General features: G+C 73.1%; 28 protein-coding genes. 14 read left to right on the top strand and 14 right to left on the bottom strand.

Going from position 1 to position 25,820, the window contains the following annotated elements; genetic code table 11:
• The first annotated feature begins 66 nt into the window (after positions 1 to 66).
• Positions 67 to 1,239: an 8-amino-7-oxononanoate synthase gene (locus AC0693_RS25605; RefSeq protein ID WP_356405703.1), complete on the top strand. Its 1,173-nt coding sequence runs from the start codon at positions 67 to 69 to the stop codon at positions 1,237 to 1,239.
• 8 nt (positions 1,240 to 1,247) lie between these two features.
• Here the strand turns inward: AC0693_RS25605 and AC0693_RS25600 are convergent, their stop codons facing one another.
• A complete protein-coding gene (locus tag AC0693_RS25600) occupies positions 1,248 to 1,469 on the bottom strand; it encodes a DUF397 domain-containing protein (protein WP_385776993.1) in 222 nt (73 codons plus the stop codon).
• Between the two features lie 12 nt (positions 1,470 to 1,481).
• A complete protein-coding gene (locus AC0693_RS25595; protein ID WP_356405707.1) occupies positions 1,482 to 2,357 on the bottom strand; it encodes a helix-turn-helix domain-containing protein in 876 nt (291 codons plus the stop codon).
• 197 nt (positions 2,358 to 2,554) lie between these two features.
• On the opposite strand from AC0693_RS25595, the gene AC0693_RS25590 reads away from it, so the two are divergent.
• From AC0693_RS25590 to AC0693_RS25555, 8 genes are all read left to right on the top strand, one after another.
• Entirely contained in the window at positions 2,555 to 2,992 is a 438-nt protein-coding gene (locus AC0693_RS25590) for an ATP-binding protein (RefSeq protein WP_478802997.1), read from the top strand.
• A gap of 382 nt (positions 2,993 to 3,374) precedes the next feature.
• Positions 3,375 to 3,677 carry an urease subunit gamma gene (locus AC0693_RS25585; RefSeq protein ID WP_468471219.1) on the top strand — a complete coding sequence of 101 codons (303 nt, stop codon included), beginning with the start codon at positions 3,375 to 3,377 and terminating at the stop codon, positions 3,675 to 3,677.
• Positions 3,678 to 3,691: 14 nt separating this feature from the next.
• Positions 3,692 to 4,003 (top strand): urease subunit beta, encoded by a 312-nt coding sequence (locus tag AC0693_RS25580; protein WP_356405713.1) that lies wholly within the window; start codon positions 3,692 to 3,694, stop codon positions 4,001 to 4,003.
• Positions 3,996 to 5,717 carry an urease subunit alpha gene (locus AC0693_RS25575; RefSeq protein ID WP_478802996.1) on the top strand — a complete coding sequence of 574 codons (1,722 nt, stop codon included), beginning with the start codon at positions 3,996 to 3,998 and terminating at the stop codon, positions 5,715 to 5,717. Before AC0693_RS25580 ends, AC0693_RS25575 begins: the two co-directional genes overlap by 8 nt.
• A 94-nt stretch (positions 5,718 to 5,811) precedes the next feature.
• The gene (locus tag AC0693_RS25570) at positions 5,812 to 6,486 is read left to right on the top strand and encodes an urease accessory protein UreF (RefSeq protein WP_469336348.1); all 675 of its coding nucleotides are present in this window, start codon (positions 5,812 to 5,814) and stop codon (positions 6,484 to 6,486) included.
• 29 nt (positions 6,487 to 6,515) lie between these two features.
• On the top strand, positions 6,516 to 7,202 hold the full coding sequence (gene ureG / locus AC0693_RS25565) for an urease accessory protein UreG (protein ID WP_356405719.1): 687 nt from the start codon (positions 6,516 to 6,518) through the stop codon (positions 7,200 to 7,202).
• A complete protein-coding gene (locus tag AC0693_RS25560) occupies positions 7,199 to 8,011 on the top strand; it encodes an urease accessory protein UreD (RefSeq protein ID WP_478802995.1) in 813 nt (270 codons plus the stop codon). Before ureG ends, AC0693_RS25560 begins: the two co-directional genes overlap by 4 nt.
• Positions 8,012 to 8,326: 315 nt before the next feature.
• Positions 8,327 to 9,919 carry an alpha/beta hydrolase gene (locus AC0693_RS25555; RefSeq protein WP_356405977.1) on the top strand — a complete coding sequence of 531 codons (1,593 nt, stop codon included), beginning with the start codon at positions 8,327 to 8,329 and terminating at the stop codon, positions 9,917 to 9,919.
• 52 nt (positions 9,920 to 9,971) lie between these two features.
• Here AC0693_RS25555 and AC0693_RS25550 read toward each other — a convergent pair whose 3' ends face one another.
• The 6 genes from AC0693_RS25550 to AC0693_RS25525 all read right to left on the bottom strand — a co-directional run bounded on the left by AC0693_RS25550 (position 9,972) and on the right by AC0693_RS25525 (position 15,227).
• Entirely contained in the window at positions 9,972 to 10,682 is a 711-nt protein-coding gene (locus AC0693_RS25550) for a lysophospholipid acyltransferase family protein (protein ID WP_356405723.1), read from the bottom strand.
• A gap of 86 nt (positions 10,683 to 10,768) precedes the next feature.
• Positions 10,769 to 10,927, bottom strand: coding sequence for a hypothetical protein (locus AC0693_RS25545; protein ID WP_356405725.1), 159 nt, complete (start codon positions 10,925 to 10,927; stop codon positions 10,769 to 10,771).
• A 32-nt stretch (positions 10,928 to 10,959) separates the two neighbouring features.
• The gene (locus tag AC0693_RS25540; RefSeq protein ID WP_469336355.1) at positions 10,960 to 11,916 is read right to left on the bottom strand and encodes a cytochrome c oxidase assembly protein; all 957 of its coding nucleotides are present in this window, start codon (positions 11,914 to 11,916) and stop codon (positions 10,960 to 10,962) included.
• Between the two features lie 93 nt (positions 11,917 to 12,009).
• The gene (locus AC0693_RS25535; RefSeq protein WP_356405729.1) at positions 12,010 to 13,038 is read right to left on the bottom strand and encodes a 6-phosphofructokinase; all 1,029 of its coding nucleotides are present in this window, start codon (positions 13,036 to 13,038) and stop codon (positions 12,010 to 12,012) included.
• Between the two features lie 201 nt (positions 13,039 to 13,239).
• Complete coding sequence (locus AC0693_RS25530; protein WP_356405731.1) at positions 13,240 to 13,968, bottom strand: type 1 glutamine amidotransferase; 729 nt, start codon at positions 13,966 to 13,968, stop codon at positions 13,240 to 13,242.
• Between the two features lie 20 nt (positions 13,969 to 13,988).
• Positions 13,989 to 15,227: a MurT ligase domain-containing protein gene (locus AC0693_RS25525; RefSeq protein WP_356405733.1), complete on the bottom strand. Its 1,239-nt coding sequence runs from the start codon at positions 15,225 to 15,227 to the stop codon at positions 13,989 to 13,991.
• Between the two features lie 113 nt (positions 15,228 to 15,340).
• Between AC0693_RS25525 and def the strand changes: the two genes are divergently transcribed.
• The gene (gene def, locus AC0693_RS25520; protein ID WP_478802994.1) at positions 15,341 to 15,880 is read left to right on the top strand and encodes a peptide deformylase; all 540 of its coding nucleotides are present in this window, start codon (positions 15,341 to 15,343) and stop codon (positions 15,878 to 15,880) included.
• 17 nt (positions 15,881 to 15,897) lie between these two features.
• Here the strand turns inward: def and AC0693_RS25515 are convergent, their stop codons facing one another.
• Positions 15,898 to 16,554: a TetR/AcrR family transcriptional regulator gene (locus AC0693_RS25515; protein WP_478802993.1), complete on the bottom strand. Its 657-nt coding sequence runs from the start codon at positions 16,552 to 16,554 to the stop codon at positions 15,898 to 15,900.
• A 209-nt stretch (positions 16,555 to 16,763) separates the two neighbouring features.
• On the opposite strand from AC0693_RS25515, the gene AC0693_RS25510 reads away from it, so the two are divergent.
• Positions 16,764 to 17,993, top strand: a complete 1,230-nt coding sequence (locus AC0693_RS25510) for an acyl-CoA dehydrogenase family protein (RefSeq protein ID WP_356405979.1) — start codon at positions 16,764 to 16,766, stop codon at positions 17,991 to 17,993.
• A gap of 8 nt (positions 17,994 to 18,001) precedes the next feature.
• Here AC0693_RS25510 and AC0693_RS25505 read toward each other — a convergent pair whose 3' ends face one another.
• Entirely contained in the window at positions 18,002 to 18,478 is a 477-nt protein-coding gene (locus AC0693_RS25505) for an SRPBCC family protein (protein ID WP_478802992.1), read from the bottom strand.
• Positions 18,479 to 18,632: 154 nt separating this feature from the next.
• On the opposite strand from AC0693_RS25505, the gene AC0693_RS25500 reads away from it, so the two are divergent.
• Entirely contained in the window at positions 18,633 to 18,818 is a 186-nt protein-coding gene (locus AC0693_RS25500) for a DUF5999 family protein (RefSeq protein ID WP_330329229.1), read from the top strand.
• A gap of 182 nt (positions 18,819 to 19,000) precedes the next feature.
• On the opposite strand, the gene AC0693_RS25495 is transcribed toward AC0693_RS25500, so the two are convergent.
• Both AC0693_RS25495 and AC0693_RS25490 read right to left on the bottom strand, forming a co-directional pair.
• A complete protein-coding gene (locus AC0693_RS25495; protein ID WP_478802991.1) occupies positions 19,001 to 21,100 on the bottom strand; it encodes an ATP-binding protein in 2,100 nt (699 codons plus the stop codon).
• Between the two features lie 95 nt (positions 21,101 to 21,195).
• Entirely contained in the window at positions 21,196 to 22,173 is a 978-nt protein-coding gene (locus tag AC0693_RS25490) for a fibronectin type III domain-containing protein (RefSeq protein WP_478802990.1), read from the bottom strand.
• Positions 22,174 to 22,471: 298 nt separating this feature from the next.
• Here AC0693_RS25490 and AC0693_RS25485 point away from each other — a divergent pair, with 298 nt between their 5' ends.
• Entirely contained in the window at positions 22,472 to 22,666 is a 195-nt protein-coding gene (locus tag AC0693_RS25485) for a hypothetical protein (RefSeq protein ID WP_356405742.1), read from the top strand.
• Positions 22,667 to 22,810: 144 nt separating this feature from the next.
• Positions 22,811 to 24,379: a hypothetical protein gene (locus AC0693_RS25480; RefSeq protein ID WP_478802989.1), complete on the top strand. Its 1,569-nt coding sequence runs from the start codon at positions 22,811 to 22,813 to the stop codon at positions 24,377 to 24,379.
• Between the two features lie 67 nt (positions 24,380 to 24,446).
• Here AC0693_RS25480 and AC0693_RS25475 read toward each other — a convergent pair whose 3' ends face one another.
• Both AC0693_RS25475 and AC0693_RS25470 read right to left on the bottom strand, forming a co-directional pair.
• Positions 24,447 to 25,121 carry a cytochrome b/b6 domain-containing protein gene (locus tag AC0693_RS25475; protein ID WP_478741749.1) on the bottom strand — a complete coding sequence of 225 codons (675 nt, stop codon included), beginning with the start codon at positions 25,119 to 25,121 and terminating at the stop codon, positions 24,447 to 24,449.
• Positions 25,105 to 25,770, bottom strand: coding sequence for a molybdopterin-dependent oxidoreductase (locus AC0693_RS25470; RefSeq protein WP_478741755.1), 666 nt, complete (start codon positions 25,768 to 25,770; stop codon positions 25,105 to 25,107). The genes AC0693_RS25475 and AC0693_RS25470 overlap by 17 nt, the downstream gene beginning before the upstream one ends.
• Between the last annotated feature and the right edge of the window lie 50 nt (positions 25,771 to 25,820).

Here is a 25,820-nt window from a genome sequence, read left to right as displayed (position 1 = left end):
GGCGCCGGAGTCGGGGCGGCTAGGGTCGGGCAGGTCTGTGGACTGCCGACAAAAGAGGACCCGCCGATGCCCCAGCACCTTCCCGACCCCGCCGAGGTCTTCGCCTGGACCGACGACGCGGAGCGGTCCCGGGAGCGCGCCGGACTGGTCCGGACGTTGCGGCCGCGGCCGGCCTCCTCGTCCCTGCTCGACCTCGCGAGCAACGACTACCTCGGCCTGACCCGCCACCCCGAGACCGTCGCGGGCGCGCGCGAGGCCGCCGAGCGCTGGGGCGCCGGGGCCACCGGGTCGCGGCTGGTCACGGGGACCACCGAACTGCACGCCGAGCTGGAACGGGAGCTGGCAGCCTTCTGCGGGTTCGAGGCCGCGCTCGTGCTGTCCTCCGGGTACGCCGCCAACCTCGCGGCCGTCACCGCGCTCAGCGACCGGGACACGCTGGTCGTCTCCGACGCCGGGAACCACGCCTCGATCGTGGACGCCTGCCGGCTCTCGCGGGCGCGGACGGAGGTGGTCCCGCACGCGGATCCGGACACGGCGGCCAAGGCGCTGGCCGGCCACGAGGGCCGGGCGCTGCTGGTCAGCGACTCGGTGTTCTCCGTGGACGGGGACGCCGCGCCGCTCGCGGGGTACGCGGCCGTCTGCCGCGCGGCCGGCGCCGCCCTGGTCGTGGACGACGCGCACGGGCTCGGGGTGCTGGGCGAGGGCGGCCGCGGCGCGCTGCACGCCGCCGGGCTCGCCGGCGCGCCCGACGTGGTGGCGACGCTGACCCTCTCGAAGTCCCTGGGCAGCCAGGGCGGGGCGGTCCTCGGCCCGGCCCGGGTGATCCGGCACCTGGTCAACACCGCCCGGACCTTCATCTTCGACACCGGGCTGGCTCCGGCCGCCGCGGGGGCGGCCCTCGCGAGCCTGCGCCTGCTCCAGCGCGAACCGGAGCGGGCGGCGCGGGCCCGCGAGGTGGCCGACCGGCTGTACGGGCGGCTCACCGCGTCCGGCCTGACCGCGGCCCGGCCGGACGCGGCCGTGGTGTCGGTACGGGCCCCGTCGGCCGCGGCGGCACTGCGCTGGGCCGCCGACTGCCGCGAGGCGGGTCTGTTCGTGGGATGCTTCCGGCCGCCGTCCGTGCCGGACGGGATCTCCCGGCTGCGGCTGACCGCCCGGGGGGACCTCACGGGGGAGGAGATCACCCGGGCCGTGGACACGATCCTGGCGACCGCGCCGGCCGGAGCCGCGGACCGGTAGGACCGGCCTTACCGGGCGAGGTCCGCCCGTACCAGCGTGAGGAAACCGTCCCAGGCCGGCCCGGTGAAGAGCACGGCCGGGCCGTCCGCCCGCTTGGAGTCGCGGACGGCCAGCAGGCCGCCGCTGAGGACGGCGGTTTCCACACAGTTGTTCATTCCGGTGCTGCGACTGCTGCGCCGCCACCGCGCGCTGATCAGAAGTCCGCGGGTGGATAAGGGGGTTGCGGACACGGGGGTGCCTCCTTACGCGTCGTCAGCGAGGGCGCTGATCAGATCCGACGAGTCCTGGGGCGGGAGGGCGTGCGCCTGGATGGTGCGGAACGCGGCGCTGTACGCCTCAAGGTCTTCCTTCCGCTCCAGATAGAGGCTACTCGTCAAATGGTCGAGTACCACCACATCCAGATCGGCGATGTCCGGAAATGAGAAAATGACGAACGGTCCGGTCAGGCCGAGATGCCCCCCTACGCTGAACGGCAGTACCTGGAGCCGCACTTGCGGCAGCCGCGCCACGACCACCAGCGACCGCAGCTGCTCCGCCATCACCCCCGGACCGCCGATCTGGCGCCGCAGCACCGCCTCGTCGAGCACCGCGCTCAGCTCCAGCGGCGGATCCGTCCGCAGCACCGACTGCCGGGCGAGGCGTACGTCGACCAGCGCGTCCACCTTCGGCTCCGGCAGCCCGCCCAGCGCGGCCCGGGTCACCGCGCGGGCGTAGGCGGGGGTCTGCAGCAGGCCGGGGACCACGGACAGCTCCACCGTGCGCGCGGACCGGGCGCCCGCCTCCAGGCTGATGAAGTCCCGGTACTCCTGCGGCAGCAGGCCTCGGTAGTCGTGCCACCACTGCGGACCGCGCCCGATCTCGGGACCCGGCCCGGCCGCGGACGCCGAGAGCGCCTCCAGCAGGGCGCGCTGCTGGGCGCCCACGCCTCCGTAGGCGTCGAGCAGGAGCCGTACGTCCTCGGGCTTCACGCCGCTGCGGCCGGTCTCGATCCGGCTGATCTTCGATTGGTGCCACCCCACGATCCGGGCCGCCTCACCGCTGGTGAGTCCGGACCGGTCACGGAGCGCACGCAGTTCCTCGCCGAGCTTGCGCCGGCGCACCGCGGGACCGTGTTGCACACCCGCCTCCTTACCCCCCGGCACAGCTCGCACCAGTCTGCCGTCCGAATACGGTCTTCCGTAGCAGAGTTCACCGCAACGAGGGACAGATATATGCAGATCTTGGGTGAACGGCAGCAGCACCGGGACAATGAGTGGCACTCTGGCGCTCAGCACAGATCCGGGGCATTGCGCTCCGGTGGGAAAGGGACCGCGCCATGGCAGACCACCAGGAAGCATCCGTCACCCTGCCGAGCGATCCCGCATCGGTCTCCACCGCCCGGCGCTACGTGGCGGACGTGCTGAGCGGATGGGGACTTCCCGAGGACGCCGACATCGCGGACACCATCCGGCTGATCGTCTCCGAACTGGCCACCAACGCGGTCCAGCACACCTTCGGCCAGTCGCCCACCTTCACCGTCGACGTCCGCCTGGAGCGCGAGGAACTCCTGCGGGTCGGGGTGACGGACAGTCATCCGCGGTGGCCGAAGCGGCTCCCGGCCGCCGTCCAGCAGGACAACGGCCGGGGCATGGTCATCATCCGCTGGCTCACGGCGGAATCCGGGGGGCGGCTCTCGGTCAGCCCCACCGACGACGGCGGCAAGACGGTGTGGATTTCGCTGCCCTGGACGGTCCCCGCGGCGCGCCGCGGCTGAGGACCGGTCAGCCCTGGCCGCACTTCGGGGCGTTGTGCTCCACGCAGAGTTCGTTGCCCTCAACGTATCGCCGTATACGAGCCGGTGTCCGGCTGCGCCCGGCCGCCGCATCCGGTCCCCGCTGGAAACGTGAGTTAACGCCGCGGAAAAACCGGCGCCCTACCGTGACGTCCTCCCGGCAGCGGACAGCACGCCGGGCCGGGGCCCAACGGTCTGTCTTCGGCCAAGGGATGGCAAAGCGGCGGTGTGTGCTCCGGAAAGTCTTGCCCCTCGTAGGGAAAGAACTGCTTGAGCCGCATATGCGCAGGTCAACAAAGTGTTGACGGCGGATAGGGTCTCGCACGGCGCGTAGTCGAAGACGTCGAGAAACCGGGTGATACGGGTGCAACTCACACCGCACGAGCAGGAAAGACTGCTGATCCACGTGGCAGCCGACGTGGCCGAGAAACGAAGGGCGCGCGGGGTGCTCCTCAACCACCCCGAAGCGATCGCCCTGATCACCACCCACATCCTCGAAGGGGCCCGCGACGGCCGCACGGTCGCCGAGCTCATGGCCTCCGGGCGGACCGTGCTGACCCGGGCGGAGGTCATGGAGGGCATTCCCGAGATGATCCACGACGTCCAGGTCGAGGCCACCTTCCCCGACGGGACCAAGCTCGTCACCGTCCACGACCCCATCGTCTGAGAGGCTTCCCCGTCATGATCCCCGGAGAGATCCGCTTCGGGGACGGGCCGGTGCGCCTCAACGAGGGCCGCGCCGTCACCCGTCTCACCGTGCTCAACGCCGCCGACCGGCCCGTGCAGGTCGGCTCCCACTACCACTTCGCCGAGGTCAACCCCGGTCTGGACTTCGACCGGCGGGCCGCCCACGGGCTCCGGCTGAACATCGCCGCCGGTACGGCCGTCCGCTTCGAGCCGGGCATCCCGGTCGCGGTGGAGCTCGTCCCGCTGGCCGGCCTGCGCGTCGTACCGGGCCTGCGCGGGGAGACCGGGGGGCCGCTCGATGGCTGAGCTGACCCGCCAGGAGTACGCCGACCTCTTCGGCCCGACCGTCGGCGACCGGATCCGGCTCGCGGACACCGACCTCTTCGTCGAGATCGAGGAGGACCTCAGCGGCGGACCCGGACGCTCCGGCGACGAAGCCGTCTTCGGCGGCGGCAAGGTGATCCGCGAGTCGATGGGCCAGGCCCGCACCACGCGCGCCGAGGGCGCGCCCGACACCGTGATCACCGGTGCGGTCGTGCTGGACCACTGGGGCATCGTGAAGGCCGACATCGGCATCCGCGACGGCCGGATCTGCGGCATCGGCAAAGCGGGCAACCCGGACACCATGGACGGGGTGCACCCGGCCCTGGTCATCGGACCGGAGACCGAGATCATCGCGGGCAACGGGAAGATCGTCACGGCGGGCGGCATCGACACGCACGTCCACTTCATCTCGCCGACCATCATCGACGAGGCCCTCGCCTCCGGCGTCACCACGCTCGTCGGCGGCGGCACCGGCCCCGCCGAGGGGTCCAAGGCCACCACGGTCACCCCCGGCTCCTGGCACCTCGCCCGCATGTTCGCCGCGCTGGAGGACTCCCCGGTCAACATCGGGCTGCTGGGCAAGGGGACCACGATGTCCCGCGACGCGATGCACGCCCAACTGCGGGGCGGCGCCCTCGGGTTCAAGATCCACGAGGACTGGGGGGCCACCCCCGCCGTCATCGACGCCTGCCTGAGCGTCTGCGACGAGACCGGCGCGCAGGTCGCCATCCACACCGACACCCTCAACGAGGCCGGGTTCGTCGCCGACACCCTCGCGGCCATCGGCGGCCGGACCATCCACTCGTACCACACCGAGGGAGCGGGCGGCGGGCACGCACCCGACATCATCACCGTGGTCTCCGAGCCGAACGTCCTGCCCAGCTCGACCAACCCGACCCGCCCGCACACCGTCAACACCGTCGAGGAGCACCTCGACATGCTGATGGTCTGCCACCACCTGAACCCCGCCGTGCCCGAGGACCTCGCCTTCGCCGAGTCCCGCATCCGGCCCTCGACCATCGCCGCCGAGGACGTCCTGCACGACCTCGGCGCGATCTCGATCATCTCCTCCGACGCCCAGGCCATGGGCCGGATCGGCGAGGTCGTCATGCGGACCTGGCAGACCGCGCACGTGATGAAGAAGCGCCGCGGCTTCCTGCCGGGCGACGGACCCGCCGACAACCACCGGGCCCGGCGCTACGTGGCCAAGTACACGATCAATCCGGCCGTCGCCCAGGGGCTCGCCCGCGAGATCGGCTCGGTCGAGACCGGCAAGCTCGCCGACCTCGTGCTGTGGCGGCCCGCGTTCTTCGGGGTCAAGCCCGAGGTGGTCGTCAAGGGCGGCCAGATCGCCTACGCGCAGATGGGCGACGCGAACGGCTCCATCCCCACCCCGCAGCCCGTGCTGCCCCGGCCGATGTTCGGTGCCACCGGCCGCTCGGCGGGCCACAACTCGCTCAACTTCACCTCGCAGCCCGCCCTCGACGACGGCCTGCCCGAACGCCTCGGGCTGACCAAGGCGTTCGTGGCGATCGAGAGCACCCGCAAGGTGACCAAGGAGGACATGCGCAACAACGCCGCGCGCCCGCGCGTCGAAGTGGACGCCGACACCTTCACCGTGACCATCGACGGCGAAGCCGTGGAACCCGCCCCCGCGGCGGAACTCCCCATGGCCCAGCGCTACTTCCTGTTCTGATGACGGCCGCCGCTGTGATGAGGGCCCCCGCCCTCGGGGAGCCCGCCGCGCCGGGCACGGGTCCCGCGCCGCACCCGGTGACGGGACCGGTCCGGTGAGCCGCGCCGCACTGCTCGTCCTCGCCGACGGGCGCTTCCCCGCCGGAGGGCACGCGCACTCCGGCGGGGCCGAGGCCGCCGTCAAGGCGGGCCGGATCCACGACGACGTGACCCTGGAGGCGTTCTGCCGGGGCCGGCTGCACACCGCGGGCCTGGTCGCGGCCGCCCTGGCCGCGGCGGCCGCGCTCGGCATGGACCCGGCGGAGCTGGACGCCGCCGCCGACGCCCGGACGCCGTCCCCCGCGCTGCGGACGGCGGCGCGCCGGCTCGGCCGGCAGCTGATCCGGGCCGCCCGCGCCACCTGGCCCGCGCCCGAACTCGAAGCGCTGGCCGCCGCCTTCCCGCGAGGGGCCCACCAGCCCGTGGTGCTCGGCGTCACCGCCCGGGCCGCCGGGCTCGGGCCGCTCGACGCCGCGCACGTGGCGGCGTACGAAGCCGTCGGCGGACCGGCCACCGCGACCGTGCGGCTGCTGGGCCTGGACCCCTTCGAGGCGAGCGGAGTACTGGCCCGGCTCGCCCCGGCCCTGGACGAGGTGGCCGCCCGGGCCGCGGACGCCGCCCGCCTCGCCCTCTCGGCCGGGGCGCACGCCCTGCCCGCCGCCTCCTCGCCGCTGCTGGACATCGCCGCCGAGGCGCACGCGGCCTGGCCCGTCCGCCTCTTCGCCTCCTGACCACGCTCAGCCCTCCCCAAGGAGCCTCCATGCACCTCGACCACGCCGGGACCTTCCCGCACCGGCACGCCCACAGCGCCGCGCCGCTGCGCGCCGACGGCTCCCGCCGCGCCCTGCGCATCGGACTCGGCGGTCCCGTCGGCTCCGGCAAGACCGCCACCGTCGCCGCGCTCTGCCGCGCGCTGCGCGCCGAGTACTCGATGGCCGTCGTCACCAACGACATCTACACGCGCGAGGACGCCGAGTTCCTGCTCCGCGAGGCGGTGCTGCCGCCCGAGCGGATCGCCGCCGTGGAGACCGGCGCCTGCCCGCACACCGCCATCCGCGACGACATCTCCGCCAACCTGGAGGCGGTGGAGGAGCTGGAGGACGCGATCGGCCCGCTGGACCTCGTGCTCGTCGAGTCCGGCGGGGACAACCTCACCGCCACCTTCTCGCGCGGTCTGGTCGACGCGCAGATCTTCGTGATCGACGTGGCGGGCGGGGACGACATCCCGCGCAAGGGCGGACCCGGCGTGACCACCGCCGACCTGCTCCTCGTCAACAAGACCGACCTGGCGCCCCACGTCGGCTCCGACCTGGACCGGATGGCCCGGGACGCCGCCGAGCAGCGCGGTGAACTCCCGGTGGTCTTCCAGTCGCTGCGCAGTGCGCAGGGGGTGGCTCCGGTCGCCGAATGGGTCCGGGGCCACGTCGCCGCCTGGGCGGCCCGGTGACCACCGCCGCCGCGGCCCCGGCAATCGCCCCGCCTGCGGGCGCCGTGCCGGCCACGGGGCTGCGGGCCACCGCGCGCATCCGCGCCGTCGCCGACGGCCGCGGCGGCACCGCCCTGCCCCTGCTCCAGGGTGAGGGCCCCTTCGCGCTGCGCCGCACCCGGGGGAGCGAGCCCGGCGAAGCCCGGGTCACCCTCGTCGGGGCGATGACCGCCCCCCTCGGCGGGGACCACCTGAGCATCGAGGCTGCTGCGGGCCCCGGCGCCCGCCTCACCCTCGGCTCGGCCGCCGCCACCCTCGCCCTGCCCGGCCGGGGCGGCGCGCCCGCCCTGTACGAGACCACCCTGACCGTGGACGACGGCGCGGCGGTGTGCTGGCTGCCCGAACAGCTGGTCTCGGTCCGGGGCAGTGACCTGTGGGTGCGCACCCGCGTCGAACTCGCCGCCACCGCCCGGCTGGTGCTGCGCGAGGAGCAGGTGCTCGGGCGCACCGGCGAACCGCCGGGCCTGCTGCGCAGCCGGCTCACCGTGCACTGGGCCGGGCTGCCCCTGCTGGACCAGGAACTCGCCTGCGGCCCGGGAGCCCCGGGAGGCTGGGACGGTCCGGCCGGGCTCGCCGGGCACCGCGCCCTGGGGCAACTGCTCATCGTGGACCCCGGCTTCGCGGAGCATCCGCCGGCCGCCGCGATGCTCGGCGAGCTGGCCGCCGTCACCCCCCTCGCGGGGCCCGCCGTACTGGTCACGGCCCTGGCCGCGGACGCGCTGGCGCTGCGCGCGCTGCTGGACGAGGCGCTGCGCACGTACGCCTGGTGACTCCGGGCCCGTTTTCCCGGCCACAACTGCGGGCCACCGGCAACGGACTTGCCGGGGACGCTGAACCCGGGACGAACCGGGACACCGCTCAGCGGTACACCTCAATCCGGATATCGGGTTGGCAAAGAACCCGACCGTGCTCTGTTGTCGCGCACAGGTCAGGCGCGAAGATCCCCCTGCACGTCGTCTGTACGTCGTCCGAAGTCGGCCGCCCACGGCGGCACCTGACGCAGGGGGAACAACCACGTGATACGCAACGCAGCGCTGGGGAGCGCTGCCACTCTGATCGCCGGCACGCTCACGGCGGGCCTCGTCATGGCCACGCCCGCCGCGGCCTCCGACAGCCGTTCCTACGGCATCCCGGAGTCGGTCGGCGTCGAGATCGCCGCCGCCCGCGCGGCCCACACCGGCATCGACTGGAAGGCCTGCCCGGCCGACTGGGGTTTCGAAGCCCCGATCCAGTGCGGCTGGGTGAAGGTCCCGCTCGACTACGCCAAGCCCTTCGGCAAGACCATCGACCTCGCGGTGGACCGGATCGGCAGCACGGGCACTCCGCAGGAGCGCCAGGGCGCCCTGATCTACAACCCCGGCGGCCCCGGCGGTTCCGGCATGCGCTTCCCGCGCCGGGTCACCACCAAGAGCCCCCTGTGGGTCAACACCTCCAAGGCGTACGACTTCGTGGGCTTCGACCCCCGCGGCGTCGGCCACTCGGCGCCGATCTCCTGCATCGACCCGCAGGAGTTCGTCAAGGCCCCCAAGGCCGACCCGGTCCCCGACTCGGTGGCCGACAAGAACGCGCAGCGCAAGCTGGCCGCCGAGTACGCGGACGGCTGCAAGGAGCGCAGCGGCGAGATGCTGCCGCACATGACCACGCCGAACACCGCGCGCGACCTCGACGTCATCCGCGCCGCCCTCGGCGAGAAGAAGCTGAACTACCTCGGCGTCTCCTACGGCACCTACCTGGGCGGGGTCTACGCGACCCTGTTCCCGACCCACGTGCGCCGCATGATCGTCGACTCCGTGGTCAACCCCGACCAGGACAACATCTGGTACGAGGCCAACCTCGGCCAGGACGTCGCCTTCCAGGGCCGCTGGAACGACTGGCAGGACTGGGTCGCCAAGAACGACGCGTCCTTCCACCTCGGTGACACCCGCGCCAAGGTCCAGGCCCAGTACGAGGCGCTGCGAGCCAAGGCGAAGGCCAACCCGATCGGCGGCGTCGTCGGTCCGGCCGAGCTGATCGGCTTCTTCCAGAGCGCTCCGTACTACGACTCCTCGTGGGTGCCGGTCGCGCAGACCTTCGCGGCCTACGTCGCCGGTGACACGCAGGCGCTGGTCGACGCGATCGCCCCGGACATGTCCGACACCAAGGGCAACGCGACGGCGGAGAACGGCAACGCCGTCTACACCGCGGTCGAGTGCGCGGACGCCAAGTGGCCCACCAGCTGGGCCAAGTGGGACCGCGACAACAGCAAGCTGCACGAGAAGTACCCCTTCCTGACCTGGTCCAACGCGTGGATGAACCTCCCCTGCGCGACCTGGAAGGCCAAGCAGTCCACCCCGATCGAGGTCGGTGCCAAGCGCGGGCTGCCGCCGGTGCTGATCGTCCAGTCGGAGCGGGACGCGGCCACGCCGTACGAGGGTGCGGTCTCGCTGCACAAGCGGCTGGCCGGCTCGCGCCTCATCACCGAGCAGAACGCGGGCTCGCACGGTGTCACCAGCCTGGTGAACCCCTGCATCAACACCCGGGTGGACACCTACCTGCTCACCGGCAAGGTCGATGCCAAGGACGTGACGTGCGGTCCGCACGCCACCCCGGTCGCCCCGGCCCCGGCCGCCGCGAAGTCCCTCGCGCAGAATGCGCCGGCGGACCTGCCGGCGCTGGAGGAGCTCCCGGCCGTCCGCTAGTGACGCCCGGCCGGCTCCGCTCGCGGTGACGGTCCGGACGGAGGAAGAAGGCTCAGCGCCCCGTGCGCCGGGCCTTCTTCCGCGTCTCCTCCGCCTCCGCCTTGACCTCGCCGGCGTACCGGTCGACGTACTCCTGACCGGACAGGCCGAGGACCGCGTACATGATCTCGTCGGTGACCGCGCGCAGGACGGCGCGCTCGTTCTCCAGCCCGGCGTAGCGGCTGAACTCCAGCGGCTCGCCGAAGCGGATCGTCACCCGGCGGATCTTCGGGACCTTCTGTCCCGGCGGCTGGATCTCGAAAGTGCCGACCATCGCGCAGGGCACGACGGGCACCCCGGCGCCGAGCGCCATCGCGGCCACCCCCACCTTGCCCTTGTACAGCCGCCCGTCGTGCGAGCGGGTGCCCTCCGGGTAGATGCCCAGCAGCTCGCCCTTGGCCAGCACCCCGAGCCCCTCCCGGATGGCGGCCTGCCCCGCCTCCTTGCCGGTGCGGTCGACCGGGATCTGGCCCGCGCTGCGGAAGAAGGCGGCGGTGAGCCGGCCCTTGAGGCCGGGCCCGGTGAAGTACTCGGCCTTGGCCAGGAAGGTGATCCGGCGGCTCAGGACGGCCGGCATCAGGAAGTGGTCCGAGAAGGACAGGTGGTTGCCCGCGACGATGGCCGCCCCCTCGGCCGGGACGTGCTCGATGCCCTCGATCCGCGGCCGGAACAGCAGCCGCAGCAGGGGTCCCAGCAGTACGTGCTTCAGCAGGTGGTAGAACATCAGGCTGCTCCCGTCGACGCCCCGGAGGTCCCCGTCGTCCTACGGGCGGGCGCGGGACGGCTGCGGACCGTACGAGAGCATGCCCCTCAGGCGCCGCGCGAAGCGGCCATCGCCGCGGTCAGCAGTCCCAGCACGACCCAGCCGAACCAGAGCCACCCATTGCTGCCGAGGGCCACCGAATACGCCGCCACCGCCACCAGCGCGGCACAGGTCAGCACGGCCATCGCCTTCACAGAACCGGTCATGCCCCATGGTGGCGCGCCCGGGTACCCCGGCGCTACTGTCCACGCGCTTGGAGGGCCGCCAGATACGCGTTGTAGTCGGCGAGCTCCTTGTCGCCGTCCCGGTCGGCGGCGCGGTCCGAACGCTTCGCCGTCCGCTGCTCGGAGCGGTACCACTGGTAGACCAGCGCGATCAGCACCAGGACGGACGGGATCTCGCTGAAGGCCCAGGCGATGCCGCCGCCCCACTGCTGGTCGAGCAGCGGGTCGATGCCGAGGCTCGCGGGCGGGTCGGCGTACGTCTTGATCATCGGCTCGCTCGCCATCATCAGCGCGATGCCGAAGAAGGCGTGGAAGGGCATGCCCGCGAACAGTTCCAGCATCCGCATCACGTAGCCGGGGCGCTGCGGACCCGGGTCCACGCCCATGATCGGCCAGAAGAAGACCAGGCCGACGGCGAGGAAGTGCACCATCATCGCGATGTGCCCGGTCTTCGACTCCATCAGGAAGTCGAAAATGGGGGTGAAGTACAGGGCGTAGAGGCTGGCGATGAACAGCGGGATGGTGAACACCGGGTGGGTGACCACCTTCATGTAACGGCTGTGCAGGAACATCAGCAGCAGCTCGCGCGGACCCTTGCGGCCGCGGGCCGCGGGGGGCAGCGCGCGCAGCGTCAGCGTCACCGGCGCGCCGAGCAGCAGCAGGATCGGGCTCAGCATGCTGATGACCATGTGCTGGATCATGTGCACGCTGAACATGACCATGCCGTAGTCGTTCAGCTTGGTGCACATCACCAGCATCACGGTGAGCACGCCGAGGGTGAAGGCCACCGTCCGGCCGGGCGGCCAGGCGTCACCGCGCCGGCGCAGCCGCAGGACGCCCCAGAAGTAGAGGCCGAGTCCGAGCAGGGAGCCGATCAGGAAGAAGGCGTCGAACGAGAACTCCAGCCCGCGCCCGAGGGTGAACGGCGGCAGGTCGCCCATATCCATGCCGTCGTGCGCGAGGTGGTTCATGCGTGTACTCCCTTGACCCGTGGTGCCCCACCACAGTAGTGCCGCCCCCGGACGCCGATGCGTCCGGGGGCGGGTGTCAGAAGGGGGGAAACATCACAGAACGGTCTCCGCCTCCGCGTACCGCTCGGCCGGGACCGTCTTCAGGGTCTGGGTGGCCTCGCCGAGCGGGACCATCACGATGTCCGTGCCGCGCAGGGCGGTCAGCATGCCGAATTCGCCGCGGTGGGCGGCCTCCACGGCGTGCCATCCGAAGCGGGTGGCGAGCACCCGGTCGTACGCGGTCGGCGTGCCGCCGCGCTGGACGTGGCCCAGGATCACCGGACGCGCCTCCTTGCCGAGGCGGTCCTCCAGCTCGACGGCGAGCCGGTTGCCGATCCCGGCGAACCGCTCGTGGCCGTAGATGTCCTTGCCGCCCTGCTCGAAGGACATGGAGGAGCCCGCCGCGGGCTTGGCGCCCTCGGCGACCACGACGATCGCGAACCGCTTGCCCGCCGAGAAGCGCTCGCCGACGATCGCCGTCAGCTCCTCGATGTCGAAGGGGCGCTCCGGCACGACGATCGCGTGGGCGCCCGCGGCCATGCCCGAGTGCAGGGCGATCCAGCCGGTGTGCCGGCCCATGACCTCGACCACCATCACGCGCTGGTGCGACTCGGCGGTGGTCTTCAGCCGGTCGAGGGCCTCGGTGGCCACGCCCACCGCGGTGTCGAACCCGAAGGTGACGTCGGTGGAGGCGATGTCGTTGTCGATGGTCTTCGGTACGCCGACGATCGGCAGCCCGGCCTCCGACAGCAGGTGCGCCGCCTTCAGGGTGCCCTCGCCGCCGATCGGGATGATCGCGTCGAGTCCGAGGTCCGCGACGTGTCCGCGGGCGGTCTCGACCCCGCCGCGCAGGTGCGCGGGCTGGACGCGGGAGGAGCCGAGGACGGTGCCGCCGCGGGCCAGGATGCCGCTGACGGCGTCCAGGTCCAGCTTGCGGTAGTCGCCTTCCAGAAGGCCCTTCCAGCCGTCCAGGAAACCGATCACCTCGTCGCCGTGGTCGACGACGGCGCGGTGCACGACGGAGCGGATGACGGCATTCAGGCCGGGGCAGTCGCCTCCGGAAGTGAGCACACCAATGCGCATGGCAGGAGGACCTTTGCAACGTGGGCCGACGACCGGACCACGTCGTCCGGTTGGAACTAACGGCCACCCTACAAGCGGATGACCGCAGGGCTGAACCATCCTCCACATGCTGGTCGCATCCGTCGTGCGAACGCACGTCGGCCCGGATTCCCCTGGGGGAATCCGGGCCGGAACGTGCTGCGCCGCGCCGGGCGCGAGGGGCTACGCGGGCTGCGTCGCCGAGGCGATGCGCTCCGCGCGCAGCGCCTCGTACCACCGGTCGTCGGCCGGCGGCAGCGCGTTCACGTCGAGGGCCAGCTTCAGCAGCAGGTCCGCGATGAGCGGGTTGCGGGCCATGACCGGGCCGTGCATGTACGTACCGAACACGGTGTCGTTGTACGCGCCCTCCGTGCCGTCGCCCGTGCCGTTGCCGCGGCCCATGCTGACCCGCGCGAACGGGCGGGCGGTCGGACCGAGGTGGGTGACGCCCTGGTGGTTCTCGAAGCCGGTCAGCTGCGGCAGACCGAGCCGCGGGTCGATGTCGCCGAGGACGTCGCCCACGCAGCGCTCGCCCTCGCCGCGCACGGTCACCACGTCCAGCAGGCCGAGGCCCTGCTGGCGCTCGCCCAGGTCGTTGACGAACTCCTGGCCGAGGATCTGGTAGCCGGCGCAGACGGAGAAGACGATCGCCCCGTTCGAGACGGCGCGCTCCAGGCCGCCGTCGCGCAGCAGCCGGTCCGCGGCCAGCCGCTGGGGCCGGTCCTCGCCGCCGCCGATCAGGTAGATGTCGCCGGAGGTCGGGATCGGCTGGTCGCTGCGCACGTCCACGCGCTGGACGTCCAGACCGCGCAGGCGCGCCCGGCGCTCCACGACCAGGGCGTTGCCCTGGTCTCCGTACGTGCTCAGCAGGTCGGGGTAGACCCACACCAGACGCAGGCTGTTGTCGCTCATGCTCTTGTCCTTTATGGGTACTAGTTGCCGACGCGGCGGCGCACGTCCTGGAAGGCGGTGTAGTTGGCGATCAGCTCGATCTGGCCGGGCGGCGCGAGCTGCACCGCTTCGTCGAGGGTCTCGCAGACGCGGAAGTCCAGGCCCGCGACTTCCAGGCGGACCGCGAGGTCGAGCTTGCGGTCGCCGATCACGAAGATCGGGTGACCGGCCAGCCGCGGGTAGTCCACGTCCCAGAGCCAGGAGGTGTCGGTGCCGTCGGCGCCGCGCGCGTTGACCGAGAGGACCACCGGGGTGGGCGGCGGGTCGATCAGGGAAAACGTTTCGAGCCAGCCCGCCGGGTTCTTCGCGAGCAGCAGGCGCAGCTCGCGGCCCTGGAAGGAGACCACGTCGTAGCGGCCGGCCACGGCCTGCACCTGGTACATGCGCTCCAGGGCGACCTGCGGGGGGACGCCGAAGACGGCGGCGACGGCCGCCGAGGTGGCGGCGTTCGCCTTGTTGGCGCGGCCGGGCAGCTGGAGGTGGATCGGCCAGGCGCTGCCGTGCGGGTCGAGGACGTGGTCGCCGCTGAGCACCCAGGTGGGGGTCGGGCGGCGGAAGCCGCACTCGCCGCAGAACCAGTCGTCGCCCGGCCGCTGCATCACGCCGCCGCAGGAGGGGCACGACCAGGCGTCGTCCTTCCACTCCTGGCCGGCCGCGACCCAGACCACGTTCTGCGAGGAGGAGGCGGACCACACGATCAGGGGGTCGTCGCAGTTCGCCACGATGACCGCCTTGGAGCCCGAGAGGCCCTCGCGCCACTTCTCCGCGAGCATGCGGGTCTCGGCGGCGCGGTCCAGCTGGTCGCGGCTGAGGTTCAGGAGCGCGATCACCTTCGGCGTCACGTCCCGGGCCACGCCGGCGAGGTACTTCTCGTCGACCTCGATGACGCCGTACTTGGCGTCGCTGCCGCCGGCCAGCGCCGAGGTGATGCCCGCGGGCATGTTGGCGCCCAGCGCGTTGGACACCACGGGACCGCTGGCGCGCAGGGCCTCCGCGATCAGCCGGGTCGTCGTCGTCTTGCCGTTCGTTGCCGACACGAGGACGACATCGAGATGCTGTGCCAGCGCGCCGAGAAGATCGGGGTCGAGCCTGAGCGCGACCTTGCCCCCGATCACCGATCCGCTTCCGCGTCCCGCGGCCCGCGACACCGCCGCCGCGGCCTTGCCCGCCGTCACGGCCAGCTTGGCCCGCGGCGAAAGCGGCTCTGTGTTGCCTGCCATCGTCCCTTGTCCTCCTTGCGTCGGTCGGCCCCAGCCTATCCAGAACCGGTGGGAGCCCTGACCGCGGCGCCCTGCGAATCGCTCATACAGTCGCTCCGCGTACCCTTATCGCCATGCGACAGCGTCCGATCCCCGGCACTTCAGGCCTCGTCCGCACCATGAGCCTGCTGGGCGATCCGGTGCTCGGCTCCGCCTGCGCGGAGGTCACCGACTTCGGTCCCGGCCTCGACCGGCTCATCGAGGACATGTTCGCCACCATGTACGCCGCCGAGGGCGTGGGCCTGGCAGCGAACCAGGTCGGCGTGGGCCTGCGGGTCTTCGTCTACGACTGCCCCGACGACGAGGACGTCCGCCACGTCGGCCACGTCGTCAATCCGCGTCTCGTGCGGACCGGCGGGCCCGAGCTGATCGGCCCCGAGGGCTGCCTCTCGCTGCCCGGCCTGGAGGCCGGGACGGCCCGCTTCGACGAGGCCGTGGTCGAGGGGGTCACCTCGGACGGCGCGCCGGTCCGGATCTGCGGCACCGGGTTCTTCGCCCGCTGCCTCCAGCACGAGTGCGACCACCTCGACGGCGGGCTCTACGTGGACCGGGTGACCGGGCTGCGGCTGCGCCGCCTGCGCCGCGCGATCCGCCGGGCGCCCTGGTCGGCGTAACGGCACCTGCCGGGACGTCAGAAGCCCGGGCCGTCCGCCCGGTTGCCCGCGGTCGCCAGCCGGCCCCACAGCAGGTCCACCAGGTCGCTGACCAACTCCGCCCGCGTGCAGGGGCGTTCGCCGAGCCACCAGTCGCCGGCCGCGTGCATCATGCCGACGATGCCGTGGCCCCACACCCGGGCGAGGCGCTCCCCGCCGGGGCCCGGGTCCACCCGCTCCGCGATCACCTGGGCCAGCTCCTCGCCGAGGCGGCGCAGCAGCGGCGCCGAGTGCAGGCCGACGTCGAAGCCGTGCTCGGCGGTGTGGGAGTCCTCGGCCGGGTGCATCAGGAACCGGTAGACCTGCGGGCGCGCCTCGATGGCGGCGAGGTAGGTGTCCAGGGTGGCCTCGACCCGGCGGCGCCGCTCGGCGGGGGCGTCGAGCGCGGCGCGCAGCGAGTCGAGGAGCGCGTCGGTGTGCCGGACGGCGAGCGCCTGGTAGAGGCCCGCCTTGTCGCCGAAGTGCCGGTAGAGGATGGGCTTGGTGATGCCGGCCTCGGCCGCGATGGCGTTCATGGAGGCCCGGGGGCCGTCCCGCAGGACGACGCGGTCGGCCGCTTCGAGCAGCTCCCGCCGCCGGTGCTCGGACGATCCCTGCTGGCCGCCCGACGGGCCGGCCTGCCGCGTGGTCTCCATGATGTGTTTCTCTCCCCGCCCTTGCGATGTGCGTGCCGCCCGCGCAACGTAACACCCCGCACACCCGGTCGACCGAATCGGCGACGGCCGCCGGGGGTCGTCGGCGAGGGCGGTTGACAGTGGCTACTCGTCAGTAACACACTGGCCCCACGAGTGATGTTACCGGGAGTAACATCATGCGCTCGACACGCACAGCTGGAGGGGACGACATGGCGGAGTTCACCATGGACCTGAGCGACGACCAGAAGCAGGTACGGGACTGGATCCACGGCTTCGCCGCCGACGTGATCCGGCCCGCCGCCGCGGAATGGGACGAGCGCGAAGAGACTCCCTGGCCCGTCATCCAGGAGGCCGCCAAGGTCGGCATCTACTCCCTCGACTTCTACGCCCAGCAGTTCTTCGACCCGACCGGCCTCGGCATTCCGATGGCCATGGAGGAGCTGTTCTGGGGCGACGCGGGCATCGCGCTGTCGATCGTGGGCACCGGCCTCGCGGCCATCGGAGTCGTGGCGAACGGCACCGAGGAGCAGATCGGCACCTGGATCCCCCAGATGTACGGCACCCCGGACGACGTGAAGGTCGCCGCCTTCTGCTCCTCCGAGCCGGACGCGGGCTCCGACGTCGGCGCCATGCGCACCCGGGCCGTCTACGACCAGGCCAAGGACGAGTGGGTGCTGAACGGCACCAAGACCTGGGCGACCAACGGCGGCATCGCCAACGTCCACATCGTGGTCGCCGTGGTCGACCCCGAGCTGGGCACCAAGGGCCACGCGTCCTTCATCGTGCCGCCGAACACCCCGGGCCTCTCGCAGGGCCAGAAGTTCAAGAAGCACGGCATCCGGGCCTCGCACACCGCCGAGGTGGTGCTGGAGGACGTCCGGATCCCCGGCTCCTGCCTGCTCGGCGGCAAGGAGAAGCTGGACGAGCGGCTCGCGCGGGCCCGCGAGCGGGCGCGCAGCGGCGGCGGCGAGCGTGTGAAGAACGCGGCCATGGCCACCTTCGAGGCGTCCCGCCCGGCCGTCGGCGCGATGGCGGTCGGCACCGCGCGCGCCGCGTACGAGGTGGCCCTGGACTACGCGAAGACCCGCACCCAGTTCGGCCGCCCGATCATCGACAACCAGGGCGTCGCCTTCCAGCTCGCGGACATGCGCACCTCGATCGACGCGGCCCGGCTGCTGGTGTGGCGGGCGTCGTGGATGGCGGTCGCGGGCAAGCCGTTCACCTCGGCGGAGGGCTCGATGTCGAAGCTCTTCGCGAGCGAGGTCGCCAAGAAGGTCACCGCGCAGGCGGTGCAGATCCTCGGCGGGAACGGCTTCACCCGCGAGTACCCGGTGGAGCGGATGCACAGGGACAGCGCTATTTACACGATCTTCGAGGGCACGAGCGAGATCCAGCGCCTGGTGATCGCGCGCACCCTGTCGGACATGCCGATCCGCTAGCGCGTATTTCAGAAGTCCCGCCCCGCCCGACCGCCCCTGCTGCGGGATCCGTCCCGCAGCAGGGTGTCGATCACGTGGCCGAAGAGGCGGCGGCCCGCCGCGGCCACCACCGGGTCGAAGAGCCGGGGGAAGCCCGCGAGGCGCAGCTCCTCGTGCCAGCGGACGTCCGCGCCGCCCGCCGGAAGCGGGTGCACCCCGATCTCCGCCCAGCCGCGGACGGCCCGGCCGTGCTTCTCCAGCCGGACGAGCCCGGGCGCGTCCGTCGAGGGGGGCCGCCAGAGGGTCACTTCCATCGGGTCGTCGAATGTGACCCCCGCCACACCGGTGCGGGCCGTGAAGCGGGTTCCGACGCGGGTCGGCGGCGCCGTCGTGATCACCGTCCGGGTCAGCGGAACCGGCGCACCATGGCGTTCCCAGTCCGTGAGCCTGAGCCACGCCTCCTCGGCGGGCAGTACGGTCCTGCGCGAAATCCGGATAACGGGCATGAGCGCATCGTAATCGGGCATACACATCCTGAACTGGACCCCGAATATGGGTTCCGTACGGGGGTGGTGATCGGTAATACTCCTCGCCACCGTGGATCGCGGAATCGACCGGTTGACCATCGGCCTCCCGCCCCACCCTGCGATGAGGTGCGCCATGTGCTCCCACCAGCCCCCCTGCCCGACCGCTGACAGCGCCGATCACGACGCCGCCCGCACGGTCGCCTTCCACCCCGAACAGGGCTGGAGCCTGCTGTGCAACGGCGCCGTGGTCTTCGACGACACCGGTGAACTGCTCCCCGACGGCCGCACGGTGGCGCCTCGCCGACCGGCCCTGGTCTGAGCCGAGGAGGCAGCATGCGCCAGCAGCTGATCCGCAAGCCCGTCCCGAAGCCCGCCCCCCGCGACCTCGATCTGCGGACCCCGTCCGGCCGGCCCCTGCCGTACTGACGCCCGCACGAGCCGTCGGCGCCCCCGCCCGGCCGGTGGGGGCCGTCGTCGCCCTGCGCCGCGGCCGCTGACGGCTCAGCCGGTGGACGCCGCCGCGCCGCCGCGGAAGGCGTCCTCGTAGGCCGCGTCGCCGATCGCCGCCCGCGCGCGCCGCTCGCCCTCGTCCCGCAGGGCCAGCAGCGAGGGCGAACCGCCCATCTGCGGATGGCCGACCGTGCGCCACCACGCCTGCCCGGTGCCCAGCAGCCGCGCCGCGAACTCCCCGTCGCCGAGTCCCGCCACCGCGGCCGCCAGGACGTCCAGGCCCAGCGCGATCCCGAGCCGGTCGCCCAGCAGCCGCTTGCCCGAGAGCATCGCCCGGACGTGCCGGGCCGCCTCCGCGTGGTGGCCGAGCCCGAGGGCGGCGACCGCCAGCACGTAGTCGGCGTAGGCGCGCAGCCAGCGCTCCCCGAGTTCCTCACAGGCTTCGCGCAGGCCCCGGGCCTCGTCGGCCGCCTCCTCGAAGCTGCCCCGGTCGCAGAGCGCGTACGCCGCCGACAGACGGCACAGCAGCCAGCCCGGGCCGCTGGTGCGCCCGCCGTGCCCGGCCCGGGCCCGCGGGCCGGCCAGCTCCAGGGCCCGCGGCGCGTCCCCGGGCATCAGCACCGCCACCGAGAGCAGGTACGCCGCCCGCAGCTCCGGCTCCGGGTCCGCCAGCCGGGCCGCCGCCTCCACGCAGCGCGCCCCCAGCGCCCGGGCCGTGGGCATCTCCCCCTGGAGCATCGTGGTCAGCCCGAGCGCCCAGAGCGCCTGGAAGTGGGCGCTCCCGGTGCCGGGCGACGTCCGCAGCGCCCGTTCCAGGAAGCCGCGGCCCTCGTGCGTGTGACCGCAGGCGAACCAGAAGAACCACAGGGACCCGGCCATCTCCAGCGCCGTCGAGCGGTCGGTGCCCAGCAGGTGCTCCAGCGCGGTGCGCAGCTGCGCGTGCTCGGCCGTCATCCTGCGGTACCAGTCGACCTGGCCCGGGCCGAGCCAGCCCGCGTCGGCGGCCCGCGCCAGCGCCGCGTACCAGTGCGCGTGCCGGTCGGCGAGGGTGCGCACCTCGTCCAGCTCGGTGAGCCAGTCGTGCCCGTACTCGCGGATCGTGTCCAGCATCCGGTAGCGGGCCCCGCTGCCCCGCTCCTCGGTGCGCCGCACGACCGACTTCGCGACCAGCCCGTCCAGCACCCGCTCCACCCGGTCCGGCGCCAGCGGCCCGCCCGAGCACACCGCCCGGGCGGCGGTCAGGTCGAAGTCCCCGGCGAAGGCCGACAGCCGCGCCCACAGCAGCCGTTCCACCGGCGCGCACAGCTCGTGGCTCCAGCCGATCGCCGTCCGCATGGTGCGGTGCCGGGGCTGGAGTGCCCCGCGGGTGTCGGAAAGGACCTCGAAGCGCGCGTCCAGGCGCTGCGCCAGCTCCTCCAGGCTCCAGGACCGCAGCCGGGCGGCGGCGATCTCCAGGGCGAGCGGCAATCCGTCCAGGCGGCGGCAGACCTCGGCGGCGACGGCGGCCCGCCGGGGGTCGGCGAAGGCGGCCGCGGCCTGCGGGGAGGCGGCCAGGGCGTACTGCCGGAAGAGGGCCAGGGCGTCGCTGCGGGGGCCCTCGGCGGGCAGCGGGCGCACCTCGACGAGCACCTCGGCGGGGGATCCCAGTGGTTCGCGGGAGGTGATCAGCACGGTGAGGCCGGGGGCGGACTGGAGGAGTTCGCCGACGAGGTGGCGGCAGGCGGCCACCAGGTGCTCGGCGGTGTCGAGGACCAGGAGCAGCTCCTTGTCCGCCATCCAGGCGCAGAGTTCCTCGTCGGGGGAGCGGGCGCGGTGGTCGGAGAAGCCCAGGGCGTGGGCGACGGTCGAGGTGAGCAGAGAGGGATCGCGCAGCGGCGACAGGTCCACCCACCAGACGCCGTCGCGGTGCCGCCCGCCCGGGCCGTGGACGGCGCGCCGGGCGAGGCGCGACTTCCCCACGCCTCCGACACCGGTGAGGGTGATCAGTCTGCGCTCGCGCAACAAGGCGTCCAGGAGCCCGAGTTCACTGTTCCGGCCGATGAAGGCGGACGCCTCCGGCGGCAGGTTCCCCGGCCCGGGGGAAGCGTCCGGCCGGGGGTCACCGTCCGGCGGACCGGACCGACCGCTGTTGATCGAGTACTCACCGAACACGGATGTATTGTGCGCGATCCACGTGCGCGGCAGAGCCGTTCGATGAAGATCGTGGAAGATCACCGGTTCGCGGGGGAGCGCGCGCGGGCGCCGGCTCAGCCGAGGGGCACCCGGCGCTCCGCCGAGAAGGACCCCCAGTTGCCGTCCGGCAGCCGGGCGCGCAGTTTGACGGCCCAGACGGTACCGGCCGGTTCCGTGGCGGCGAGCCGGTACTCGGCCCGCCCGACGGGCACGGCTCCGGCGCCGAACTGAATGACGGTGGTGGGCCGTTCGTCGACGTACAGCTGGTACTCGGCGGTCGGCCGGCCGGTGTCGGGCGGGGTCCAGGACAGCACCACGGCGCCGGGTGAGGCGGTCGCGGTGAAGTCGGCGGGCGCGGTGCTCGGGCCCTTGCCGGTGGCGGTCGCGGTGGTGACGTCCACCGGCGGGCTGTCGGGCGAGGAGTTGTCGGCGCCATCGCGGGCGCGCACGGTGAAGGTGTAGACGGTGTCCGGCTGGAGGCCGGCCAGCCGGGTGGCGGTCTCCGCGGCGCCGGCCGTGTGGATCCGCACGCCGCCCTGGTAGACGTCGTAGGCCGTCACCCCCGTGTCGTCGCCGGCGGGAGCCCAGGTCAGGACGGCCGCCCGGGCCCCGTCCGGGTGGCCGGCGGCGCTCGCCGGGGCCGTCGGCGGCCGGTGGTCCTCGGCCTTCACGGCGGGGGTGGTGACGGCCGCCGCGGCGCTGGGATCGGACAGGTTGCCGGCCGCGTCGGCGGCGCGCACGGTGAAGGAGTACGCCGTCAGCGGGGCGAGGCCGGTGAGGTCGACCATGGTCTTCTCGGCCGGAACCGCCCGGACCAGGACGCCCTGCTGGAAGATCCGGTACTCCTTCACCCCCTGCCGCGGATCGGCGGACTGCCACATCACGTGCGCCGAAGTGGCGCTGCCCGCCTGGGCCGTGAGTCCGGCGGGCGGCTCCGGCGGGCGGGTGTCGGGGGCGGCGCAGGCGGTCGGCGCCGCGAGCGCGACGGCGGCGAGGGCGGCGGCGGCCAGCCGGCGGGCGGCCGCGGTGGTGGGGGTGGCGGGGCGGCGCACGGGGCGTCCTCACGGGGTGTCGGTGCGGGCCCGTCCGGGTGGGGCCGGAGGCGGGTGGGGGCCGCGAGCGGAACCGCAAAGGTCTAGACATATATGGCACGCCCCGGAGCCACCGGCAAGACCCCGGACGCGGCGGGCGGGATCCGCCTGCCCCGCCGGTCCGCGGCGCGGCCGCCCAGCACGCCGACCACTGATCCACCGCCGTCACACACGGTCAACACCCGTACGGCGGACAGGGATTTCACCCGGAGGCACCCTCCGCTGCGCCACCATGGCGCCGCGCACAAGGAGGTGCCCGATGGTGATGTCGCTTTCCGTGGTCGTCCTGCTCCTCGTCCTCGCGTGGATCTTCGTACGCAGTGGCGGCCTCAAGTTCTCGCACGCGCTGGTCTGCGTCCTGCTCGGCTTCTACCTGGCGAGCAGCAGCATGGCCGCGACCATCCACCACGGCTTCACGGCCACGGCGCAGGTGGTGTCCGGCCTCAGGCCCTGACCGGGCGCCGCCCGGACGACTGTTGCGCCTTCGTGAATCATCGCGCCCCGGCATGGACTCCTCGGGTGCTCCGCCCTAGCGTTCGGCCGCGGCGCGATGTCAGACGAACCGTCAACAGGACGGAAGAGGAAGGAGGACACCCGGATGTTCCGAAGAGCGCTGCACTGCGCCGTGATGCCGGCCGTGGCCGTCGCCGTGGCGATGTACGGGATCTCCCCGGCGCGGGCGGACGCGATACCCCAGGCGCCCGGCCACCGCCTGGTCAGCCAGTACGACGGCAGCCCCGCGGCCGCCGTCCCCGTGCCCGGCGAAGCCCCGCCGCAGCACCCGTTCCTCGCCCCCAACGGCCGCAGCGGTATGCACGCCGACGCGGCGGGCAGCGCCACCTACCCCTGGTCCGGCCCCCTCGGCAGGAATCCCGGGGTCAGCAGCGAGAAGATCGCCGCCCTCGGCGGCGAGTGCGCCACCGTCACCTTCGACGCGGGCGGCCGCCTGGTCACCGTCTGCGGCACCTTCTCCGGCTTCAAGGTCAAGCTGCTCGACCCGCGTTCCCTCGCCACGCTCGCGGAGTACCAGCTCCCGCAGCGTTCCTCGACCGTCGAGGCGATCACCTCGCTCGACTTCTCCAAAATTTTCAAGGACACCTCGGGCGGCGCGTACTTCTACCTGGACGACCAGGACCGGGCCGTGCTGGCCGACTCCCGCCAGCACATCCTGCGCCTCGCGCACACCCAGCGCCCCGACGGCACCTGGACCTTCTCCGTCGCCGACGACTGGGACCTCACCGGCCAGGTCCCGCACGACTGCGTCAGCTGGACCGACCTGTGGCCCAGCGGCACCTGCGACCCGCTCACCTCGGTCATGCCCGACTGGGACGGCCGCATCTGGTGGGTCACCCGGCAGGGCCGGGTCGGCACCGTGGATCCGGCGACCGGCGCCCTGCGCTCGATCCGGCTGGACGGCGAGGAGATCCAGAACTCCTTCTCCGTCGCCGAGGACGGCGTGTCCATCGTCTCCGACCACGCGCTCTACGGCTTCCGCGCCGCGGCCGACGGCACCCCGCAGGTGCAGTGGCGCCAGACCTACGACCGCGGAACGGGAGCCAAACCCGGCTCCGTGAACCAGGGTTCGGGCACCACCCCGGACCTCTTCGGCGACGGCTACGTCGCCATCACCGACAACGCCGACGACCGGATGAACGTCCTCGTCTACCGGCGCGGCGCCGACGTCCCCGCGGACCGGCGCCTGGTGTGCAAGGTCCCGGTCTTCCGCCCCGGGGCCTCCACCACCGACAACTCCCTGATCAGCTGGGGCAACAGCCTCGTCGTCGAGAACAACTACGGCTACGAGAACCTCACCACCCTGCTGTTCGGGAAGAGCGTGGTGGGCGGCGTCAGCCGGATCGACGTCCGGGCCGGCGGCAGCGGCTGCGACACGGTGTGGGAGAGCGGGATCCGCTCGCCCTCGACCGTGCCCAAGCTCTCCACGGCCAACGGACTGCTCTACTTCTACGAGAAGGAGCCCAATGTCTGGGGGATCGACGCCTGGTACCTCAGCGCGGTCGACTTCCGCACCGGCGAGCGCCGCTGGCGCCGGCTGACCGGCACCGGGCCGCTGTACGACAACAACTGGGCGCCGATCACCCTCGGCCCCGACGGAACGGCGTACGTCGGCGTCTTCAACGGCATCGTGGCCGTACGGGACGCCGACTGAGCCTGCGGCCCCCGGCGCTCCGGGGCGGCCCGGCGCGACCCGCGCCGGGCCGCCCCGCCGGGGGCCGCTACTTCTCCCGGGTCCGCCACAGCGGGTGCTCCCGCTCGGCCCACGCCCGGTCCACGGAGCCGGTGCGCATGCCGCGCCGGGACTCCGGATCGGCCAGCGCCTTGCCGACGTGCCCGGCGAGCACCACGCCCAGGGTCAGGGCCAGCCAGTCGTGGACGAAGGTGGCCGCCGTCCGCCAGCGCAGCGGCGCGAAGCCCGTCACCCACATCAGCAGCCCGGTCCCCAGCATCACCAGGACGGCGCCGGCCAGCCAGTTCGCGTACACCTTCTGCCCGGCGTTGAACTTCCCCGCGGGACGGGGGCCCAGCCGGTCCCGGCGCAGGGCGGACCGCAGCCACGTCCCGTCGTGCGGCCCGAACCGGTTCAGGCGGCGCAGGTCCCCGCGGAAGGCCCGCGAGGCCAGGCCCAGCAGGAACGGCGCCGGGAGCAGCAGCCCGGACCACTCGTGCACGGTGACGACGAGGTGGCGGCGCCCGACCAGTTCGGCGAGCGGCGAGAGGTAGAGGCAGGCGGCCGAGGCCACGCACACGCCCATGAGGGCCGCCGTGGAGCGGTGCACCCAGCGCTGAGAGCGGCTGAACCGGCGCACCCGCCCGGTGGCCGCCGCCGCGGACCCGGACCGCGGGGCCGCGGGCTCGGACGGCCGGGGCGCGGGCTCAGACGGTGGGCGCATCGTCGCGTCCGTTCGACTTGCCGACCCAGGCGTCGACGTCGTAGCCCAGGCGCTCCCAGTAGCCGGGTTCGACGTCCCGGGTCAGGGTGATGCCGGAAAGCCACTTCGCCGACTTGTAGAAGTACATGGGGGCCGCGTACAGCCGGACCGGACCGCCGTGGGTGTGACCGAGCGGCTGGTCCTGCATGCGCAGGGCCACCAGCACGTCGTCCCGCCGGGCCTGCGGAAGGGTCAGGCTCTCGGTGTAGGTGCCGTCGAAACAGGTGAACCGGATGGCCCGGGCCTGCGGGCCGACCCCGGCCGCGTCCAGCAGCAGGCGCAGCGGTACCCCTTCGAAGGGGGTGTCGGGGACCCGCCAGCCGGTCACGCACTGGACGTCCCGCACCACCCGCGTCTGCGGCAGCCGCCCGAGGGCGTCCAGGGTGTACGTGGCCGGGCGCTCGACCAGGCCGTCGACGGTGAGCCGGTAGTCCTCGGGCCCGCGCCGGGGCACGGAGGAGGCCACCGAGTAGTAGCGGAACCCGCCGCCGTTGGGCAGCAGCGAGGTCAGCCCCGTGGGGTCCTTGTCGGCGGTGGCCCCGAGGACCGATTCGAAGCCGCGCTGCAGTACGGGAGCGGCGGCCAGCCCCACGGCGCCCAGGCCGACCATGCCCAGGACCAGGCGGCGGCCGACGGGGGCGCCCCGGCCGTCCGGATCCG

The sequence above is a fragment of the Streptomyces sp. NPDC043876 genome, assembly GCF_056435825.1.
Note: the sequence above shows the minus strand (reverse complement) of the source record. Positions and strands in the feature narration are given on the sequence as shown.

Excerpts from the sequence above, each read along its gene's own strand:
- AC0693_RS25605 (WP_356405703.1), top strand. The coding sequence starts at position 67 with ATGCCCCAGCACCTTCCCGACCCCGCCGAGGTCTTCGCCTGGACCGAC.
- AC0693_RS25590 (WP_478802997.1), top strand. The coding sequence starts at position 2,555 with ATGGCAGACCACCAGGAAGCATCCGTCACCCTGCCGAGCGATCCCGCA.
- AC0693_RS25580 (WP_356405713.1), top strand. The coding sequence starts at position 3,692 with ATGATCCCCGGAGAGATCCGCTTCGGGGACGGGCCGGTGCGCCTCAAC.
- AC0693_RS25575 (WP_478802996.1), top strand. The coding sequence starts at position 3,996 with ATGGCTGAGCTGACCCGCCAGGAGTACGCCGACCTCTTCGGCCCGACC.
- ureG (WP_356405719.1), top strand. The coding sequence starts at position 6,516 with ATGCACCTCGACCACGCCGGGACCTTCCCGCACCGGCACGCCCACAGC.
- AC0693_RS25555 (WP_356405977.1), top strand. The coding sequence starts at position 8,327 with ATGGCCACGCCCGCCGCGGCCTCCGACAGCCGTTCCTACGGCATCCCG.
- AC0693_RS25550 (WP_356405723.1), bottom strand. The coding sequence starts at position 10,682 with ATGTTCTACCACCTGCTGAAGCACGTACTGCTGGGACCCCTGCTGCGG.
- AC0693_RS25545 (WP_356405725.1), bottom strand. The coding sequence starts at position 10,927 with ATGACCGGTTCTGTGAAGGCGATGGCCGTGCTGACCTGTGCCGCGCTG.
- AC0693_RS25540 (WP_469336355.1), bottom strand. The coding sequence starts at position 11,916 with ATGAACCACCTCGCGCACGACGGCATGGATATGGGCGACCTGCCGCCG.
- AC0693_RS25535 (WP_356405729.1), bottom strand. The coding sequence starts at position 13,038 with ATGCGCATTGGTGTGCTCACTTCCGGAGGCGACTGCCCCGGCCTGAAT.
- AC0693_RS25530 (WP_356405731.1), bottom strand. The coding sequence starts at position 13,968 with ATGAGCGACAACAGCCTGCGTCTGGTGTGGGTCTACCCCGACCTGCTG.
- AC0693_RS25525 (WP_356405733.1), bottom strand. The coding sequence starts at position 15,227 with ATGGCAGGCAACACAGAGCCGCTTTCGCCGCGGGCCAAGCTGGCCGTG.
- def (WP_478802994.1), top strand. The coding sequence starts at position 15,341 with ATGCGACAGCGTCCGATCCCCGGCACTTCAGGCCTCGTCCGCACCATG.
- AC0693_RS25515 (WP_478802993.1), bottom strand. The coding sequence starts at position 16,554 with ATGGAGACCACGCGGCAGGCCGGCCCGTCGGGCGGCCAGCAGGGATCG.
- AC0693_RS25510 (WP_356405979.1), top strand. The coding sequence starts at position 16,764 with ATGGCGGAGTTCACCATGGACCTGAGCGACGACCAGAAGCAGGTACGG.
- AC0693_RS25505 (WP_478802992.1), bottom strand. The coding sequence starts at position 18,478 with ATGCCCGTTATCCGGATTTCGCGCAGGACCGTACTGCCCGCCGAGGAG.
- AC0693_RS25500 (WP_330329229.1), top strand. The coding sequence starts at position 18,633 with ATGTGCTCCCACCAGCCCCCCTGCCCGACCGCTGACAGCGCCGATCAC.
- AC0693_RS25485 (WP_356405742.1), top strand. The coding sequence starts at position 22,472 with ATGGTGATGTCGCTTTCCGTGGTCGTCCTGCTCCTCGTCCTCGCGTGG.
- AC0693_RS25480 (WP_478802989.1), top strand. The coding sequence starts at position 22,811 with ATGTTCCGAAGAGCGCTGCACTGCGCCGTGATGCCGGCCGTGGCCGTC.
- AC0693_RS25475 (WP_478741749.1), bottom strand. The coding sequence starts at position 25,121 with ATGCGCCCACCGTCTGAGCCCGCGCCCCGGCCGTCCGAGCCCGCGGCC.
- AC0693_RS25470 (WP_478741755.1), bottom strand. The coding sequence starts at position 25,770 with ATGGTCGGCCTGGGCGCCGTGGGGCTGGCCGCCGCTCCCGTACTGCAG.